The sequence below is a fragment of the Pedococcus sp. P2_D7 genome (genome assembly GCF_056404295.1).
Genome location: NZ_JBFUEH010000004.1, coordinates 369,890 through 388,371, shown reverse-complemented (window position 1 = coordinate 388,371; position 18,482 = coordinate 369,890). Strand labels below are relative to the sequence as shown.

Below are 18,482 nucleotides of genomic sequence, written 5' to 3'. Positions count from 1 at the left end.
GAGTCACACGCCGAGCACGCGGCATCTCACGCAGCGGGCACGGTGCAGCGGCTCAGAGGATGCGGCTGCCCTCTTCGCGCGCCTGGGCCACGGACTGGGTCGGAGACTTCTTGTCGGCGGCGACCCGTGGCAGCGACGGGGCGTAGCCCGAGCCCAGCTGCTCGATCGCTGTGCGCGCGAAGACCTGCTGCTCGGTCACGGTGCGCTCCGAGCGACCGCGCCCGAGGAAGCTGACGGCCCAGTGCAGCAGGGTGGTCAGGCGGTGCTTGAAGCCGATGATGTAGACGAGGTGGACCGCCAGCCACAGCAGCCAGGCGACGAACCCCGTGAACCGCAGGTTGCCGATCGAGGCGACCGCGCTGAACCGCGAGATCGTCGCCATCGAGCCCTTGTCGTGGTACTCGAACGGCCCCTTGGGCTCCTTGCCGGCGAGTCGACGCTTGAGCTGCTCGGCGGCGTAGCGCGAACCCTGGATGGCGACCTGCGCGACGCCCGGGTAGCCCTTGAGCGATGCCATGTCGCCGACGACGAAGACCTCGGGGTGCCCCGGCAGCGTCAGGTCGTCGTTCACGGCGACGCGCCCGGCGCGGTCGAGCTGCGCCCCGGACTGCTCGGCCAGCTGGGCGCCGAGCTCGGACGCCTGCACACCGGCCGCCCAGACCTTGCAGACCGACTCGATGCGGCGTTGGGTGCCGTCGGCGTCCTCGACGTCGATGCCGGTGGCGTCGACGCCGGTGACCTTGGCCCCCAGCTGCACCTCCACGCCGATCTCGGCGAGCCGCTTGGCGGCCTTGGCGCCGAGCTGGTCACCGAAGGCGGCCAGCACCGTCGGGGCGGCGTCCAACAGCACGATGCGTGCCCGGCTGGTGTCGATGTTGCGGAAGTCCTTGCGCAGCGTGCGACGGGACAGCTCGGCGATCTGGCCGGCCATCTCCACGCCGGTCGGGCCGGCGCCGACGACGACGAAGGTCATCAGTCGCTCGATCTCCTTGGGCGTGCTCGCGAGCTCGGCCCACTCGAACGACCCGAAGATCCGGCCGCGCAGCTCGAGGGCGTCGTCGATCGACTTCATGCCCGGGGCGAACTGCGCGAAGTGGTCGTTGCCGAAGTAGGACTGGCCCGCGCCGGCTGCCACGAGCAGGGTGTCGTAGGCGGTGACCGTGTCGCGGTCGAGGACGCGGGACGTCACCGTCTTGGCGGCCAGGTCGATGTGCGTGACGTTGCCGAGCAGGACGCGCGCATTGCGCTGGCGCGCAAGGACTTCCCGCGTCGCGGGCGCGATCTCGCCTTCGGAGAGGATGCCGGTCGCGACCTGGTAGAGCAGCGGCTGGAAGAGGTGGTGCGTGGTCTTGGCGATCAGCGTGACGTCGACGTCGGCCCGCTTGAGGGCCTGCGTGCCGAAGAGGCCGCCGAAGCCTGAACCGATGACGACGACCCGGTGACGCGACGGTGTTGTGGGCACCTGCTGCGAGGTCATTCCACCACTCTCCTGTGAAAGGCGAAGGACGGCTACCCCTGTCGGGGTGCCGTCCTCACTGACGTCTGCTGTGCGGACCAGCAGTCACTCTCGTCAACGACGCTAGACCCCGTGGTATGCCGTTCGGCCCCCTACCAGCGTGAAGTGCGACGCGCGTCACGTCGCCGTCCCACCCCCTGGTCAGCCGGCCGGCGACGGCTCGGGGTCGGGCGGCGAAGGGGTGGACGAGGCGGGGGGCGGTGTCGTCGTGGTCGGAGCCGGGATCGTCGGCTCCGGAGTGGGGTCGATCGGTGTCGTCGTGGGTGGCGTCGTGGGTGGTGGGCTGGGCTGCGTCGGCGTGGTCGACGGGCTGGTCGTGACGGGTGCCGTCGGGGTGTCGGTCGCGGTGGGCGGAGGCTGTTTCGCCGGGGTCTTGGTGGGCGTTGCCTTGGCGGGTCCGGTGGCCTGGTCAGCGGCCTGGTCCGCGTCGGGTCCGAGCTCGGCCAACGCGCTCGCTCGGCCGCCTGATCCGACCCGGAAGGCCACACTGGTCAGGGCGGCGAGGCCGTGCTGACGGAAGTACGACACCCACTCCAGCACCGCCGAGTGGTACTGGCCGGACTGGTTGTAGGACAGCACCGCGGACCTCAGGTCGCCGGCGTGCGACAGGTCCCGCCCGCCGAGGCAGAGGTAGCCAGCCGTCGCGAGTGCGGCGTCGAAGACGTTCTGGGGGTCGCGACGCCCGTCCCCGTCGCCATCGCGTCCGGCCCACCGCCAGGTGCCGGGGAGGAACTGCAACGGACCCATCGCCCGGTCGTACTGGCCGTCTCCGTCGTAGCCACCGCCGTCGCTGTCGTGGACCACCGCGAACGGTCCGCCATCCAGCAGCGGGCCGTAGATCGCGGGCGCCACCCGGTGCGCCGAGGTCACCGACCGGCCACCGATCGAGCCCGACTCGACCTGGCCGATGGCTGCGAGGTGCTCGACTCGCAGGTGACAGCTCTTCGGCGAGCCGGAGACGGCCTTGCGGTAGGCGGCCGCCAGCACGGCCTGCGGGGTCCCCGCGGCGGGCGAGCTGCCGTGGGCGCCGGTGCGCGGCGGTCGTGGCGGCATGCGCGGGCCAGCCAGCACCAGGGCCGGTGGCCCGGCATACTCCCGGGCGCCAGCCTCGGTCGGGGCGAGGTCGTCGAACGAGTACTGAGCAGGCACCGCGACGAGGGCCAGCGCCGTGAGGTCTGCGGTGGGTCGCAGGTGAGCGTCGGTCGGCCTGCCTGCCGGGGGCGAGGTGGAGGCACTGAGGAGCACGGTCGCAGCGGCGAGCACCGCCGCACCCGCCCGGCGCCTCCGCATCCACATGGCGCCCCCTTTCCCCGTGGATCCTCGCGGTCGTGACCTCGCCGACACGGGCGCTCCGGGGCAATGCCGGACGAACGGACGACCACCAAACGGACAGGAGTCACACCAGTCACAGTCGCGCGGTCAGAACAGGCGGTGTGCCTCGTCAGCGGGCGGCTCCTCCAGCGCGAGCAGGAAGCGCTTGCGGTCGAGCCCTCCCGCATAGCCGACCAACGAGCCGTCGGCCCCGATGACCCGGTGGCAGGGCACGATGATGCTGATGGGGTTGCGGCCGTTGGCCCACCCGACCGCCTGGCTGAGGTTGACGTCGCCCAGGACCCGCGCGAGCTGTCCGTAGCTGCGCGTCTCCCCGTAGGGGATCTCCCGCAGCAGGGCCCAGACCTTGAGCTGGAACTCGTCGCCGCGCGGTGCGAGCGGGAGGTCGAACTCGGTGCGCTCCCCCGCGAAGTAGTCGGCGAGCTGGGACTCGGCCTCGCGCAGCACCGGGTCGGCCGACCCCGGCTCGGCGGGCTCACCGAGGGTCTCGTCGGACGGGTCGCGGTCGGGCAAGGCCATGAAGCAGCCGACCAGGGCACCGTCCTCGGCCACGAGGGTCAGCTCGCCGAGGGGCGACGACGTGACGAGGTGGCTGCGCACGGTGCCGATCCTGCCAGTCACCCCCGACAGCCCGACCACGTTGTTCGGAAGATCCACCGGGCCAGGACCCGGTGGATCTTCCGAACACGTCGCGTCAGGCGGGCGGCGGCGGGAGGGCGGCAGCCAGCCGCGCGGCATACTCCTGCGCCTCGTCGTCCGAGGCGTAGGTGGTCCTGGGCCAGAAGAAGCCCCGCAGGCCGTCCCCCTTGGTGCGTGGCACGACGTGGACGTGCAGGTGCGGCACGGACTGCGAGACGACGTTGTTGACCGCGACGAACGACCCCTGCGCGCCGAGGCCCGCCACCACGGCCCCGGACATCCGCTGGGCCGCTCCCATCAGCACGGGGAGCAGCTCAGGGGGCAGGTCGACGAGCGTGTCGACGTGGATCTTCGGCACCAGGAGGACGTGTCCCTTGAACACCGGCCGGGTGTCGAGGAAGCCCAGCGTGAACGGTTCGTCGAGCACCACGGTCGCCGGCAGCGCGCCGTCGATGATCCGGCAGAACAGACAGTCCACGAGCGGACTCTAGCCCGGGCGCACCCACCACGCCGGACCGGTCGCTGCCCCGCACGGCTCGGGGCAGCGACCGGTCAGCGTGGTCCGGAAGGCGGTTCAGTCGTCGCCCTTCGACCCGCCCTCGTCGCCTTGGTCGTCGCCGTGGCCGCTGCCGTGGTCCTCGCCCTGCTCGTCGCCCTGGTCGTCACCCTGGTCGTCGTCGTCACCGTTCTGGTGGGCTGCCGTCGAGTGCTCGGAGTGGTGGTCGACCACGCCTCCGCCGTTGACATCGGCGTGCTCGTCGTCCTTGCCCTTGCCATCGTGGTGGTTGGCCGACGCGGTCGGGTTGGCGGTGTGGGTCTCGGCGTCCTCGGCGTCGTCGTCGGCGGTCTCCGACTCCTCGGGCTCGGCCGTGGCCGTCTCGGTCTCCGGGGTCTCGGTCTCGGTGGACGTCGACGTGGTCGTGTCGCTCGGGTCGTCCTGCTGCACCTGGGCGGGCTCACGGTCCGGGGTGCCACCGGTCGCGGCCACGGCAACGCCGCCGATCGCGGCGAGGGCAAGGGCTGCTCCGACGGCGACGGCGACGCGGCCGGCCCGGCGGATGGGAAGTCGAACAACCTTCACGAGATCTCTCCTTGAGGTGGGGGTGGTGCCCGAACCCAGGACAGCGGGGTCGTCGAGGAATGCCGCCAGCTCTGGGCTGGGCTCGACGGGCCCGTGGGATGCCATGGCGCGCAGCGCGTCGACGGCAGGGCCCGCCGGGTCGTCTGCCGGCAGGTGCAGTCCGCTGGGGGGGAACTCCTCGGATTCAGGCATGTCGAGGGTTCAATCGCGCGAGGGCGTCCCCGGGATACGGCTCTGGCGAAAGTTTTTCACTTCCTGCTGCGCCCGGAAGGTTTCTCCGCAGCCGGGCCAGCGCCCGGTGCTGCAGTGACTTCACGGCGCCAAGGTCCTTGCCGAGCACGGTCGCCGTCTCCTCGAGACTGAGGTCGGCCACCACCCGGAGCAGCAGCACGGACCGCTGGTCGGGTGTGAGAGTGTCGAGCACCTCGGCGACCTGCTTCTCCGCGAGCAGGCCCAGGGCTGCGGCCTCGGCCGACGGCTCGGTCGGGTCAGGTCCGGCCTCGTCGAGGGTCACCCACGTGCCCCAGCGGGTCCGCTGGCGGTGCCAGTCCACCTGCCTGCGGTGCGCGACGGTGAAGACCAAGGCGCGGAAGGCTGCCCCTCCGCCCGAGAACCGCCCCATCTGGCGGAAGACCGCGAGGAACACGTCGCTCGTGACGTCCTCGGCGTCGGCGACACCGTGGGAGCGGAGGTACCCGGCCACGCGGGGCGACAGCTCCCGCCACAGCTGGCCGAAGGCGGCGGGGTCACCGGTCCTCGCGGCAGCGACGGCGTCGTCCATGGCGACACCATCCACGTCGACACCTCCGCTCGACCCAGCTCCGTGGCGCCCTGCTCGCCAATCGAGCACAGTAGCGGGTCAGACCGGGGTTTGTGGCTGTTTGCCCCTGAACTCTCGCGTCAGCGTCGAGGTGGTCGCGGCAGGAAGTAGCTGGTGCGCTGCTGGTACTCCGCATACCCGGGGCGCTCCGCCATGTGCTTCTCGAGCAGCCTTGCGCCGGTTGCGAAAACCAGGAAGTAGGTCATCGCCACGGGCGAGAGGATGGTCAGGACACCGGGCCAGGCGCTCGCCGCCACGAGCCAGATCCCCCACCAGACGCAGGAGTCCCCGAAGTAGTTGGGATGCCGCGTCCAGGACCACAGACCACGGTCCATCACCGTGCCCCTGTTGGCAGGGTCGGCCTTGAAGTCCTTGAGCTGCTTGTCGCCCAGCGACTCGAAGCAGACGCCGAGCAGCCAGAGGGCCAGGCCCACCAGCGCGACGACCACCGCTCCCCCGCCCGCGGCGGCGCTGACCTGGATCGGCAGCGACACGAACCACACCGAGAGCCCCTGTATGCCGTACACCTTCCGGATGGCGACGAGGGTCGGGTTGCCGGTCTCCTTCTCGAGCATGGCGGCGTAGCGCGGGTCCTCGCCCTTGCCACTGTTGCGCTGGTGCATGTGCCACGCCAGCCGCAGCCCCCAGACGGCCACGATGACGAGCAGCGCCACTCGACGCCAGCCGGCCCCATCACCCACCACCGCGGCCACGGCTGCGACGACGACGAAGCCCAGCCCCCAGGTGGTGTCGACGACGCTGACCCTGCCCTGGCGATGCCCCTCCACGGCCGTGGCGACCATCAGCAGGATGATCGCCAGGAGTGAGAACCCGGTGACAGCAAGGAAGTTCGAGCCGTCGAACATCAGGACCAGCCCGCCGGTCGCACCGGCTCGAGGTCTGACTCCCCGTGGTGGGGGCGGACGGCGAGGATCTGGTCGACCCCCATCCGGCCGTCGCGGAAGGCCATCGCACCACCGACGAGGTAGAGCCGCCAGACGCGCGCGACCTCCTCACCGACGAGGGCGATGACCTGGTCGAGGTTGTCCTCGAAGGTGCGGTGCCAGGCTGCGACGGTGCGCACGTAGTGCTCGCGCAGGGCATGCACGTCACGCACCTCGAGCCCCGAGGCCTCGATGAGGTCGACGGTCTCGCCGACCGGTCGCATGTGCATGTCGGGCGCGATGAAGGACTCGATGAACGGGCCACCACCGGGGTGACGGCCACGGCGGGACATCTGCTGCACGAGGACGCGGCCGCCAGGCCGGACCCGGTCGTGCAGCACCTTCGCGTAGGTCGGGTAGTTGCGCTGGCCGACGTGCTCGCCCATCTCCAGGGACACGACCGCGTCGAAGTCGTCCTCCGGCACGTCGCGGTAGTCCTGCAGCCGGATCTCCACCCGGTCCTGCAGTCCCCGTTCGGCGATGCGGGCATCGATGAACCGCTTCTGCTCCACCGCGATCGTCACCCCGACGACCTGCGCGCCGAAGTGCTCCGCGGCATACAGGCTCATCGAACCCCAGCCACAGCCCACGTCGAGCAGCCGCGATCCCGGGCCCAGCCCGAGCTTGCGGCCGACGAGCTCGAACTTGTCGCGCTGGGCGTCCTCGACGGTGTAGCCGTCCTCCTCGGACCGCCAGTAGCCGCACGAGTAGGCCATGTGGGGGTCGAGGATGAGGCTGTAGAAGTCGTTGGACAGGTCGTAGTGGTGGTGGATCGCCTGACGGTCGCGGCCGAGGCTGTGCCGCCGTCCGCTGAGCGCAGCCTGGCTGGCCGGGGCGGGAAGTGGCAGGCCGATGGCGCCTGCGCCACGGGCGACCTTGAGCACCGCCGCAAGGGCGGCAGGAGTGGGACGTATGCCGGTGAGCCGGCGCTCGCGCGCCACTGACCAGACGTGGGTCAGCGCCTCGTCGAGGTCGCCCTCGACGTCGAGCTCGCCGGTGACGTAGGCCTGGGAGGCTCCGAGCTCGCCCGGGTGGCGCAGCAGCCGGCGCAGCGCGCGCGGCGACCGGAGGATGACGTGGGGGGCACCTGCCGGCCCCGCCTCACTGCCGTCCCACGCGGTGAGGCGCACCGGCAGCTCGCCGCCGACGAACGGGGCAAGCGCGTTGGCGATCTCAGTTGCGACGCCGGATCGCCTTGTCCCGGTTGGGAAATCGACTCTCTCGATGGTGGTCATCAGGCAGCCTTCCTCTCGAGCACGACCTGCTGGACGTCAAGGTAGCCGGAGCGGAAACCGGCTCGCGAGTACTCGAGGTAGAAGTGCCACATCCGGTGGAAGACCGCGTCGAACCCGAGCGCGTGCACCCGGTCGAGGGAGTCGAGGAAGCGCTCGTCCCACAGGCGCAGGGTCTCGGCGTAGTGCTGCCCGAACGAGAGCCGCTCGCTGACGTGGAGGGTGGTCTCCGCCTCGCTGACGTCGATGATCGCCTCGGTCGAAGGAAGGAAGCCGCCGGGGAAGATGTACTTGTTGATCCACGTGTAGGTGTACTTCGTGGCCTGCATCCGGTCGTGCGGCATGGTGATCGCCTGGATGGCGACCTTGCCACCCGGGGCGAGCACGCTGTCGATCTTGCGGAAGTACTCCCCCCAGTACTCGTGGCCGACCGCCTCGATCATCTCGACCGACACGACCGCGTCGAACTCCCCCTCGACCAACCGGTAGTCGAGCAGCTCGACGTCCACGGAGTCGGAGTAGCCGGCGGCGGCGATGCGCTCGCGGGCCAGCGCCTGCTGCTCGCTGGACAGGGTCACGGACAACACCCGGGCACCGCGCGACGCGGCGCGGATGGCCAGTTCGCCCCAACCGGTGCCGATCTCCAGGACCCGGCTCCCGTCGCCCACGCCGGCGGAGTCGAGCATCCGGTCGATCTTCTGCCGTTGGGCGTCGGCCAGCTGCTCCCACGCAGGGACGGTGCTCGGGACGCTGGTCGTGACGGCCTCACCGGCTACGGCCCGACCGGAGTCCTCCGCCCCGTCGAAGAGGGCCGACGAGTAGCTGAGGGTGCCGTCGAGGAAGGTGGCGAACAGGTCGTTGGACAGGTCGTAGTGGCGCGCGATGTTGGTGCGGGTGTTGGTCGTCGTGTTCTTCTCGGTGTGCGGGGCCCGCGCCACGTAGAAGGCGCGGAGCTTCTGCAGGGGCTCGGGGATGAGCGTCCCCATCTGGGCAGCGAAGACCTCGAGCAGGCCGCCGAGGTCGTCGGCGTTCCAGTCTCCGGTCATGTAGGACTCGCCGAAGCCGATCAGCCCACCGGCGCCGAGCGCGGCGAAGAAGCTCTCGGGGCGCTCGATCACCATGAGGGGCGCGGTGGTGTCGGTGGCGGCGCCCCCGACGATCGCCTCACGCCCGAGCTGGATGCGCACGGGCAGCCGTCGCGCGACCGAGAGGAAGATCTTGCGGGCGACGGCGCCCTCGACGGCGCGACGCGCCTTGGCGCGACGGGCGGTGAGGTCGGGCCAGCGGCTGGCGTCGATGGCGGGCCGCGTGGACAGGCCGGCGGTGGCGGTGGTCACTGGACTGCCTCCTGGTGGTGGGAAGGGCGTGGCTGGACCGGCAGGCGGCGCAACCACAGGCGGATGCCGTGCCAGCGGATGCGCGCAGCGACGGCCAGGGGTTCGAGGGGCTGGGTGACGGCCAGGCGCAGCACCGTCGTGGCACGAACGGGCAAGGCGCGTCCGCGCAGGCCGGCCACGAAGGGAGCCTGGTCCGGGCGTTCGAGGACCACCTGCACCTGCACGGTCTCGCCCGGGGTCGGGATGGTCAGCCGGTAGCGGCCCGAGACATCGTTGAAGGGGCTGACGTAGAGGGCCTTGTCGACCTCGGCGTGGCCCTTGTCGTCGGCGTGGACGAGGTAGGCGTGCCGGTCGCCGTAGGTGTTGTGCACCTCGACCACGTTGCAGGCCAACCGTCCGTCGGGGGTGTGGCACCAGTAGACGCTGATGGGGTTGAAGACGGTGCCGAAGACCCGGGGCATGGCCAGCATGAGGATCCGTCCGCCGTCGAGGTCGATCCCCTCGGTGGCGAGGAAGGTGTCGAGGTTCTCACGCAGCGTGTGGTCCGGCGACCCGAGGTGGTCCCGTGACTCGAAGCTCGCGAGCCGACCCAGCAGCCCCAGTCGGGGCAGCTCGTCGAGGTCCACCAGCCAGGTGTGGCTGCGGTGCCGGAAGCTGTGGCGGAGTGGGGTCGTGCGGGCGTGCACGATCGAGGTCGCGTAGATGCGTGTGGCGGCAGGTGCCTTCATCGGGCGCCCACCTCCTCGAGGTCACCCTCGGCCTCGCCGACGAGACCCGTCGCGTCGTCGACCGGCGCGACCTCGCGCGCGTCCAGGGTCACGTCGGCGCGGTGGCGACCGGCAGGTACAGAAGGCTCGTCCTCGGTCCACGGCACCCCGAGCGCCTCGGCGGCGACCGCACCGGACCGCGCCCCGTCCTCGTGGAAGCCCCACCCGTGGTAGGCCCCCGCGAAGGCGATGCGAGCGGTGTTGATCTCGGGAAGGCGACGTTGCGCCGCAACGGATTCGGGAGTGTAGAGCGGGTGCTCGTAGTGCATCGTGTCGATGACGAGACCCTGGTCCACGCAGTCCACGCCGTTCAGGGTGACGAGGAAGCGACGGTCGGTCACGTCGAGTCTCTGCAGCCGGGTGAGGTCGTAGGTGACCAGCACTCCGGTGCCGTCACCCTCGGCCCGACGCCAGTAGTTCCACGAAGCGCGCGCCCCCGACGTCCGAGGGAGCACCGACTCGTCCGTGTGCAGCTGGGCGACGTTGCGCGAGTAGGTGATCGCGCTGAGCACGTCGTGCTGGGCACGGGTCGGCTCGGCGAGCATGGCCAGGGCCTGGTGCGGGTGTGCGGCGATGACCACCGAGTCGAACACGTCCTCGGTGCCGTGGGCGTCCGTCACCACGACACCCTTCGCGGTCTCGACGACCGAACGCACGGGAGTCGACAACCGGATGTCTTCGATCCCGGCAGCGACTGCCTCCACGTAGCGCTTGGAGCCACCGGTCACGGTGCGCCAGGTGGGCGAGCCGAAGACGGTGAGCATGCCGTGGTGGTCGAGGAACTCGAACAGGTAGCGCGCCGGGTAGTGCAACGACACGGACGGGTCGCAGGACCAGACAGCGGCGACGACCGGCTCCAGGAAGTGGCGGGTGAAGTAGGGGCTGAAACCGCAGCGTCCGGCGAAGGAGCCGAGGGTCTCGTCACGGTCGGCGTCGGTGGCCTGCCGGGCGAGGACCGCCTTGGCCTCGCGGTGGAACTTCTTCACCTCGGTGAGCATCCGCAGGTACTTGCCGTTGGTCAGGTTGGCCACTCGTGGGAAGAGTCCCCGGGCAGCCCGCGCACCGGCATACTCCAGGCCCGCCTCGTCGTCGCGGACGGACATGCTCATGTCCGACTCCTGCGTCTCCACGCCGAGCTCACGGAACAGGCGGAGCAGGGTGGGGTACGTGCGGTCGTTGTGGACGATGAAGCCGGTGTCGACGCCGATCGTCCGGCCGTCCACCGTCACCTCGTGGGTGTCGGCGTGGCCGCCGAGGCGCCGGTCGGCCTCGTAGAGGGTCACGGCGCCGCGTGTGCTGAGCACGTGGGCGGCGGTGAGCCCTGCGACTCCGCTGCCGATGACGGCGCGGCGTGGTGCAGACATGGGGGTCCATCCATTCTCGGTGACGGGTCGGCAGTGATTCGGCACGCCTGACCTGCTGGATTGGGTCACCGGAGTGGTCCTGCGCCTGCCCTGGGCTCGGGGTCACGGGCAGGGTCCGTCCACGGCGCGGCTGCTGTGCGGGACAGCAGCGCGACGAACGCCTCGAGAGGCCCCCTGAGCGGCACCAGCGCGAAGACGGCTCCCACGCCCAGCACGATGAGCACCTGGTCGGGGTAGCTGCCGGGCGTCTCGAGGTCCGGCCACCAGCCCTCTCCCATGATCAGGACGTGCAGCGTGTAGAGGCTCAGCGTCATCGCCCCGGCGCCGAAGACCGCGGCCCAGACCCGGGGCCGGACCCGCGTCCCCAGCAGGCACAGCCCGAGCACTGCCATGGCGCTGCCGATCGTCTGGGCCAGGTCGAGGGGCGACCCGGAGTGCGGGGCGACCGTGGCCAACCACCACCACGAGTCGGTCGGGGTCGTGCCGTGGAGACCGTGGGTCAGGGCGGCGGCCAGGAGCTCATGGTCCGCACCGACCCCCTGGTCCGGGTAGGTCGCCCCGAGCGCGGCCCAGGCGTCGTCGCGGGACAGGAGCGCCCGCGAGAGCACCATGGCGGCCACCGCGAGGGCAGCGCCGCCGGCGAGGAGCACCACCTCGATGCCCTTGCGGAGCAGGTCTGCGCGACCGATCGCCATCCCGGCCAGCAGGTAGGCCAGCCAGACCGCTGCCGGGTAGTAGCCGACGAAGAGCAGCTCGTTGAGCAGGTGGAGGGGCGAGGCCAGGGAGCCGGGCGTGGGGCTGCCGACCTCGTGGGCGGGAAGGTGCGGTCGCAGCACCAGGGACAGGACCGGCCCGGCCAGGGCCCAGACGCCCGCCAGCACGGCCAGCGCGGGCGCCCGCAGCCCCAGGAAGGGCAGGCCGAGGAGGAAGAGGACGGCGTAGTAGGCCAGGATCACGGCGATCCCGGTCGGCACCAGCCCCAAGGTCAGGCCAATGGCGCCGATGACCAGGCTGCGGACCACCAACCTGGTCGACACGGCATACCGCGCTCGTCCGTGCGCCGGCCGGGTCCGGCCGCTGACGAGGGCGACGCTGACCCCGGCCAGCACCGCGAAGAGGGCCGAGGCGCGGCCGCCGGCCACCTGCTGCGCCCACGGCACGTGGGTGCCGACCAGTCCGGGCAGCATGTGCGTGGCCATCATGCCCACGAGAGCCAGGGCACGGGCCACGTCGACCCCCACGACCCGGCCCGGCGCGACCTCGGGCAGGAGGGGTCCGCTCATGGCGTCATCCTGTCAGCCGCCTCCCCCGATTGGGCCCCTCACCAGCGAACTTGTCCATGCTTTGCGCAACGATGTGGGACCCTGCGGGGGTGTACACGATTGGGCACGCCGCCCGTCTGACCGGCGTCCCGTCCGCCACGATCCGGGCGTGGGAACGCCGCTACGGACTCGTGCGCCCGGTGCGCACCGAGGGCGGTTACCGGCTGTACGACGAGCAGGGCCTGCAGCTGTTGCGGGCGATGGGCGCCCTCGTTGCGGCCGGCTGGTCCCCCAGTCAGGCCGCCGAGCACCTGCGCTCCGACGTCACCTCGGAGGGCGAGCCGCAACACGCGCCCTGGGATCCCTATCTCGCCACCGAGGAGCAGGACGGCGGGGAGATCGCCGACGCTCCCTCGACGGATGACTCCGCAGCCGACCGGGACGCGTCCGGGGCGTGGGACGTCACAGCCCTGGCCCGCGGGGCCGCCGAGCTCGACCCGGCTGCGATCGACGAGGCCATCACGACCGCCTTCGCGGCCGGCCCCCTGGAGGAGGTCGTCGAGGTCTGGCTGATGCCCGCCCTCGAGATGCTCGGGGCGCAGTGGCGGGCCGGGCGGGTGGACGTCGCCGGTGAGCACGTGGTGAGCGCGACCGTGCACCGACGGTTGGCGATCGAGCTGGCGGCGGCCACCCCGAGTGCCGGCGGACCACGGGTGGCCGTGGGGCTGCCGCGAGGGGCCCAGCACGAGCTGGGGATCCTCGCCTTCAGTGTGATGTTGCGGCGGGCCGGCGTCGACGTCCTCTACCTCGGGGCCGACCTGCCCGCCCAGCACTGGGTCCGTGTCGTCCAGCAGCAACGGCCGGCCGCGGTGGTGATCGGGACCCCCACCCCCACCGACGTGTTGTCCACGCGGGAGACGGTCGCCGCCCTGCGCGCCGCCGACCCGGTGTTGCGGGTGCATGTCGGTGGTGGCGCGCAGTTCGAGGTCGGGCAGGGCGCGGTGACCCTCGGGCACTCCGTGGCCACCGCTGCCCACCGCCTCGCCCTGGCCCTCGGCCGCGCCGCCGCCAGCTGACGCGACCTCCCGCGCGGCCATTGCGCGAGCTCCCGCGCGGCCAGCGCGCGAACCACCCCGACCACCCCGACTTCTGGCCAGCCGTGCCGCATCCGCGCCCCCCTTTCACGCCATACCCCGACATGGGTGGCCAGAAGTGCGGCGCTTTCGCCGACGCCGGTGGCCAGAGGTGCGGCGCTTTCGCCGACGCCAATCCAGCGAGGCCGACCGCCCCGAATGTGAGGTGGGTCACGTCAGTCTGGGTGCTCCCGCGCTGACCAGGCCACCACCGCGCGGGATCCCGCTGCCCGCGCACTCTGAAGGAGTGAGCAATGAGCAACACCTCACGGCGAATCTTCCTGGCCGCGGCCGGGTCGAGCGCTGCCGCCGCCGCGGCACTCGCGGCTGCACCGGGGGCCCTGGCCGCCCCCTCCGGCCAGCGGCCGGATGACTCCGCACCGGACGGCGAGCCCCTCGTCGCCTACATCGACGACGTGACCACCGGGCGCGTCGCCATCCTGTTCGGTGAGGACGAGGTCGTCGTGCAGGACGCCGACCTGGTCCGTCGCCTGACCCGAGCAGCGAGGAAGTAGTCATGTCCTCGCACCGCGAAGCACCAGAGGTCTCCAAGGACCCGGTGGCAGACAACACCGACGTCTACGCCTTCGTGAGCCCTGACCAGCCGGACACCGTCACGCTGATCGCCAACTTCATCCCGTTCCAGAACCCCCAGGGCGGACCGAACTTCTACGAGTTCGGCGACGACGTCCTCTACGAGATCCACGTGAGCAACCGCGGCGATGCGCGCGCCGACGTGACCTACCAGTTCCGGTTCCACACGAAGGTCCGCAACGACTCGACCTTCCTGTACAACACCGGGCGCATCACCTCGATCTCCGACCCGGCCTGGAACCGTCCCCAGTCCTACTCGGTGACCCGGCTGGTGCGGGGCGACTACGGCCGACTGCTCGCCAGCCGGCTGTCCTGCCCTCCGGTCAACATCGGCCCGCGCAGCACGCCGAACTACGCCAGCCTGGCCGGCCAGGCGGTCCACTCGATCCAGGGTGGACGCAAGGTGTTCGCCGGCCAGCGGGCCGAGGGGTTCCACGTCGACCTGGGGAGCATCTTCGACCTGGGCACGCTGCGCCCGTTCCAGATGGCTCACCTGATCCCGTCGGCGACGGCAGTCGGGGTCAACGGCACCCAAGGGCTCAATGTCCACAGCATCGCCATCCAGGTGCCGATCTCCGACCTGACCCGCAGGGGCAACAAGCCGAGCGACCCGCTGGACGCCGGGTCCGTCATCGGCGTCTGGGCCACGGCCAGCCGGCAGAAGTCGCGGATCTGGGACGACTACGCCGGGCGCTACGCGTGGCGTGGTCCGTTCAGCCAGGTCTCCCGCCTCGGGAACCCCCTGTTCAACGAGGTCATCACCCCGATGGCCAAGAAGGACCGCTGGAACGCCCGTCAGCCCCACGACGACTCCGACTTCGCCCAGTACGTGGCCAGGCCGGAGCTCGCCAAGCTGCTCCCGGTCCTCTACCCGGGGGTCTTCCCGAAGCTGGCCGCCTACACCAAGGACCGCGCGGACCTGCTCGCGATCCTGCTGACCGGCATCCCCAAGGGCGTCGTCCCGGGCTTCCAGAACTACACCGGGAGCACCCAGGCCGACATGCTGCGCCTCAACGTCGCGGTGCCGCCCACGGCGAACCCCAACCCGATCGGGCTCGTCGCGGGTGACGCCGCCGGGTTCCCGAACGGCCGTCGCCTGATCGACGACGTCGTGGCGATCGAGCTCCGGGCCGTGGCCGGGGCGACCATCCCGCTGGTCGACCCGACCTTCACGCCCGACGCGGCCTCCGGCGGCCTCGCCGACGGCACGTCGAACACGAACGCGCCCTACCTCAGCGCGTTCCCCTACCTCGGCCACCCGGCCGGGGGCTACCAGACGATGCCCGGGACACCCGCGGCCTGAGCCACGTCGTGGCGGCGGCCCGGTCCACCAGCGGCCGCCGTCACGACCTCCTCGGGTGACCACCCGAGCACACCGCGAACAAACGGAACACGAACAGCCAGGAGGCCGCCATGGGCGGAACGATGGAGAACCCGTATGCCGGTCAGGGACCGGTGCTTCTCGACATCGGTGGCGACGTGGGGGCCCTCGTGGTCGTCATGCCACCGGAGACCGACGGCCTGGAGGTGGAGCTGCGCCCGGCCGGCGCGACCGCCGCGGGGCCGACGGCGCAGGGACACCTCCACACCGACGGCCACGACCACCACCGCGAACACCACGAGCACGGCCACTACCTCGAGCACGACCACGACCACGACCACGCGGGGACCTCCGGCCACGCTGCGTCACCCGCGCACGCGGCATACCCGCACGTGGGGGTGGTGGCCCGCCCCGATGGTGACGGCGTCGTGCACTCGCTGGTCTACCCGTCGGTGACCGAGGGTGAGTACGAGCTCTACCCGCTGCCCGACGGACCCGTGGTGATGACCGCGTCGGTCATCGGCGGGCAGGTGACCCGGAACCGCTGGCCCGGGTGAGGCACGTCGGGTAGCCGAGGCGACGACCACGGCTACTGCGTGGCGGACATCTCCGGGGTCGAGAAGAGATCGAGCACGGGGGCGGGCGCGGTCGGCGCCACCGCCGGTGACGGCTTCTTCGAGGTGCCCGCGAGGGCAATGTCGTCGAGGGCGTCGAGGCCGTCGTCGGCGGCCCCGAGCTCTTCGGTGAGCGCATCGGTGAGCAGCGCGACCAGGGCCTCGAGCTGCACGTCGGCCGACGACCCGACCTCCTCGTCGGAGCCGTCGAGCGCCCGAGCGGCCAGGCCGGCCTTGGTGTCGATGAGCTGGGCGATCTTGGCGTCGATGGTCTGCGCGGCGATGATCCGCCACGCCGTGACCGGCTCCGACTGACCGATCCGGTGGACGCGGTCGATGGCCTGCGTCTGCTCGGCGGCAGTCCAGGACAGCTCGGCGAGCACGACGTTGGAGGCGACCTGGAGGTTGAGCCCGACGCCCGCCGCCGTCAGCGAGCAGACGACGATGGCGACCTCGGGGTCGTTGATGAAAGCGTCGATGTTGGCCTTGCGAACCTTCGCGGTCTGGTCGCCCCGGATGGAGGAGTACTTGACCCCGCGCTTGGCGAAGGTCTCCTCGGCGACGTCCATGACGTCGATGTGCTTGGCGAAGAAGACGACCTTGCCGACGCTGCGGGCGAGCTGGCCCGCGTAGTCGGCGGCGAGACCGGCCTTGGCCTGGCCGATGCGACGCATGACGGTGAAGACGTTGTCGCCCGACTTGGCCTTGCTGCCCTCCTCGCGCTCCCAGGTCGCGACCCGACGCACGAGGTCGTGGTCGATCCCCTCGACGTCCGGAGCGGCGGTCCGTGCCGCGATGGCTGCGTGGTAGCGCTTGACGAGTCGGCGCGCGAGCTCCTGCTCGGCGGCGCGGATGGAGCGTCCCGCGTCGTCGTCGAGCTCGACCGGCAGGTCGGCCACCCGACGGGCCGGGATGTCGGCGGCGACGTCCACCTTGCGCCGCCGGACGATGCCCTGCTCGATGACGCTGGTGCGGGCTGCTGCGTAGAAGCCCGAGTCGGCCGGGGTCAGGCCGGTCTCCTCCAGGGATGCCATCAGGGCGTGCCGCGGCTTCTTGTCGTCGATCCAGCCGAGGAACTGCCAGATCGCCTTGAAGTCCTCGATGTCGTTGATGAGCGGCGTGCCCGTCAGCGCCATGAGGAGCGGGTTGGGGGTGCGCTGGCGGATCCGCTCGGCCAGCTGCAGGACGTGCTGCGAGCGCTGCGACGTCTTGTTCTTGATGAAGTGGGCCTCGTCGACGACCATGCCGCGGAAGCCGAGGTCTCCCAGCCACCCCACGTGTCGGTCGAGGACCTCGTAGTTGACGACGACGATGTCGGCGAAGCCGTCGATGGTGTCGCCGTTGCCGTGGATGACCGTGGCCGGGTGGCCGGGAGTCCACAGCTCGGCCTCGTGGGCCCAGTTGGCCTTGACCACGTTGGGGACCACGACGAGCAGCGGGTAGGCGTCGGCTGCCCGCGCGGCCAGCAGGGCCTGGGCGGTCTTGCCGAGACCCGGCTCGTCGGCGAGCAGGAAGCTGCGGTGGCCCGCGGCCGCCGCCGCGACGACCTGGCCCTGGTGGCGCATCAGCTGCAGCTGGCCGGCGCCGCGCAGGACGCTGGTGGGTTCGGGCAGGGGCATGCAGGAGGAGTCGCCGCCGTACTCGAACGCCCGGAACAGCGGGCCGAGCAGCTCCCAGCTGGCCAGCCGTCCGGTCGTCGGCTTGCGGGGGGCGACGGCACTGAAGTCGGGAGCCAGGAACGGGTTCGCGAGCTGGCGCGAGACGACCGACTGGGGCACGGCGCGGCGCTCGGGCCCAGGGGTGGCTCCCTCGGGGGCCTCCTCCTCGACCGCCTCGGGCTCGGCCTCGAGACCGGCGGCGCGGAGCATGTCCCGTCGCAGCGTCGCCGCGGTGTCGCTCACGACGGCGTCCTCGGCCAACAGGGCCAGCAGGGAGGTGTCGCGGGCAGCGGTCTTGGCCAGGATCGTGGCGACGCCGTCGAGCCGCTTGAGCTGTCCGTCGCGCTCGGTCACGGTGACGGTGGTGTCGGCCTTGACCCGCGCGCGCTCCTCGCGCACGAGCAGGGCGACGACCTGGAACTTGGCCCGTCCGGACGGCTTCACCCGACCGCGCTGGGCGTCGGTCTCCACCTCGCGCACGGCGCGGGCCAACACGGGGATGATGCCCTCGTTGTCGAGCGCACGCCCGCGGCGCTGGGCGCGCTGGGCAGGGCGCTGACCGCCGGACTGGCGCTGGCCTCGCTGAGCCAAGTACTCCTCCTGAAGGATGCCCGCGACGTGCGGGCCGAGCGAACGACGGGCCACCCCGTCGGACGGTGTGGTCACCGGGCGGAGCGGCCGAGCGGCCGTTCCTTGCTCGTCCCATGGTGCTGGGACTGATCGACGTGCCGTCCCCGACGGCGCGCCCACGGCGCGACCGACAACCACGGTCGCGGGGCCCGCCAGGCGGAGAACCGAGTCGGCGCCAGAAGTGCGGTACGGCCGGGAGCCGGTACGCGTCGATGGTACCGCGCCGCACGCCTGCGCC

General features: G+C 71.4%; 16 protein-coding genes and 1 pseudogene. 4 read left to right on the top strand and 13 right to left on the bottom strand.

Going from position 1 to position 18,482, the window contains the following annotated elements; genetic code table 11:
- Window positions 1-52: 52 nt before the first annotated feature.
- From AC1DWJ_RS11040 to AC1DWJ_RS10985, 12 genes are all read right to left on the bottom strand, one after another.
- Complete coding sequence (locus AC1DWJ_RS11040; RefSeq protein WP_457253580.1) at window positions 53-1,477, bottom strand: NAD(P)/FAD-dependent oxidoreductase; 1,425 nt, start codon at window positions 1,475-1,477, stop codon at window positions 53-55.
- Window positions 1,478-1,657: 180 nt separating this feature from the next.
- On the bottom strand, window positions 1,658-2,812 hold the full coding sequence (locus AC1DWJ_RS11035; protein WP_457253581.1) for a lytic murein transglycosylase: 1,155 nt from the start codon (window positions 2,810-2,812) through the stop codon (window positions 1,658-1,660).
- A 123-nt stretch (window positions 2,813-2,935) separates the two neighbouring features.
- Window positions 2,936-3,448, bottom strand: coding sequence for a methylated-DNA--[protein]-cysteine S-methyltransferase (locus tag AC1DWJ_RS11030; protein ID WP_477620784.1), 513 nt, complete (start codon window positions 3,446-3,448; stop codon window positions 2,936-2,938).
- 94 nt (window positions 3,449-3,542) lie between these two features.
- The gene (locus AC1DWJ_RS11025; RefSeq protein ID WP_477620783.1) at window positions 3,543-3,965 is read right to left on the bottom strand and encodes an HIT family protein; all 423 of its coding nucleotides are present in this window, start codon (window positions 3,963-3,965) and stop codon (window positions 3,543-3,545) included.
- 96 nt (window positions 3,966-4,061) lie between these two features.
- Entirely contained in the window at window positions 4,062-4,760 is a 699-nt protein-coding gene (locus AC1DWJ_RS11020; RefSeq protein WP_457253584.1) for a hypothetical protein, read from the bottom strand.
- Window positions 4,753-5,349 carry an RNA polymerase sigma factor gene (locus tag AC1DWJ_RS11015; RefSeq protein ID WP_457253585.1) on the bottom strand — a complete coding sequence of 199 codons (597 nt, stop codon included), beginning with the start codon at window positions 5,347-5,349 and terminating at the stop codon, window positions 4,753-4,755. Before AC1DWJ_RS11015 ends, AC1DWJ_RS11020 begins: the two co-directional genes overlap by 8 nt.
- A gap of 119 nt (window positions 5,350-5,468) precedes the next feature.
- A complete protein-coding gene (locus AC1DWJ_RS11010; RefSeq protein ID WP_457253586.1) occupies window positions 5,469-6,254 on the bottom strand; it encodes a DUF1295 domain-containing protein in 786 nt (261 codons plus the stop codon).
- Window positions 6,254-7,567, bottom strand: coding sequence for a class I SAM-dependent methyltransferase (locus AC1DWJ_RS11005; RefSeq protein WP_477620782.1), 1,314 nt, complete (start codon window positions 7,565-7,567; stop codon window positions 6,254-6,256). Before AC1DWJ_RS11005 ends, AC1DWJ_RS11010 begins: the two co-directional genes overlap by 1 nt.
- Window positions 7,567-8,901 (bottom strand): class I SAM-dependent methyltransferase, encoded by a 1,335-nt coding sequence (locus AC1DWJ_RS11000; protein WP_457253588.1) that lies wholly within the window; start codon window positions 8,899-8,901, stop codon window positions 7,567-7,569. Before AC1DWJ_RS11000 ends, AC1DWJ_RS11005 begins: the two co-directional genes overlap by 1 nt.
- A complete protein-coding gene (locus AC1DWJ_RS10995; RefSeq protein ID WP_457253589.1) occupies window positions 8,898-9,629 on the bottom strand; it encodes a DUF1365 domain-containing protein in 732 nt (243 codons plus the stop codon). Before AC1DWJ_RS10995 ends, AC1DWJ_RS11000 begins: the two co-directional genes overlap by 4 nt.
- Window positions 9,626-11,032 carry an NAD(P)/FAD-dependent oxidoreductase gene (locus AC1DWJ_RS10990; protein WP_457253590.1) on the bottom strand — a complete coding sequence of 469 codons (1,407 nt, stop codon included), beginning with the start codon at window positions 11,030-11,032 and terminating at the stop codon, window positions 9,626-9,628. The genes AC1DWJ_RS10995 and AC1DWJ_RS10990 overlap by 4 nt, the downstream gene beginning before the upstream one ends.
- 65 nt (window positions 11,033-11,097) lie before the next feature.
- Window positions 11,098-12,315 carry a heparan-alpha-glucosaminide N-acetyltransferase domain-containing protein gene (locus AC1DWJ_RS10985; protein WP_477620781.1) on the bottom strand — a complete coding sequence of 406 codons (1,218 nt, stop codon included), beginning with the start codon at window positions 12,313-12,315 and terminating at the stop codon, window positions 11,098-11,100.
- Window positions 12,316-12,404: 89 nt separating this feature from the next.
- On the opposite strand from AC1DWJ_RS10985, the gene AC1DWJ_RS10980 reads away from it, so the two are divergent.
- The 4 genes from AC1DWJ_RS10980 (at window position 12,405) to AC1DWJ_RS10965 (ending at window position 15,899) form a co-directional block, all read left to right on the top strand.
- Window positions 12,405-13,370, top strand: a complete 966-nt coding sequence (locus AC1DWJ_RS10980) for a MerR family transcriptional regulator (protein WP_477620780.1) — start codon at window positions 12,405-12,407, stop codon at window positions 13,368-13,370.
- Window positions 13,371-13,681: 311 nt separating this feature from the next.
- On the top strand, window positions 13,682-13,942 hold the full coding sequence (locus AC1DWJ_RS10975; protein WP_457253593.1) for a hypothetical protein: 261 nt from the start codon (window positions 13,682-13,684) through the stop codon (window positions 13,940-13,942).
- Between the two features lie 2 nt (window positions 13,943-13,944).
- On the top strand, window positions 13,945-15,324 hold the full coding sequence (locus tag AC1DWJ_RS10970; RefSeq protein ID WP_457253594.1) for a DUF4331 domain-containing protein: 1,380 nt from the start codon (window positions 13,945-13,947) through the stop codon (window positions 15,322-15,324).
- Window positions 15,325-15,434: 110 nt separating this feature from the next.
- Complete coding sequence (locus AC1DWJ_RS10965; RefSeq protein WP_477620779.1) at window positions 15,435-15,899, top strand: hypothetical protein; 465 nt, start codon at window positions 15,435-15,437, stop codon at window positions 15,897-15,899.
- 383 nt (window positions 15,900-16,282) lie between these two features.
- Here the strand turns inward: AC1DWJ_RS10965 and AC1DWJ_RS10960 are convergent.
- Window positions 16,283-17,521 (bottom strand): annotated as a pseudogene (locus AC1DWJ_RS10960) (SNF2-related protein); the annotation flags it as partial.
- Between the last annotated feature and the right edge of the window lie 961 nt (window positions 17,522-18,482).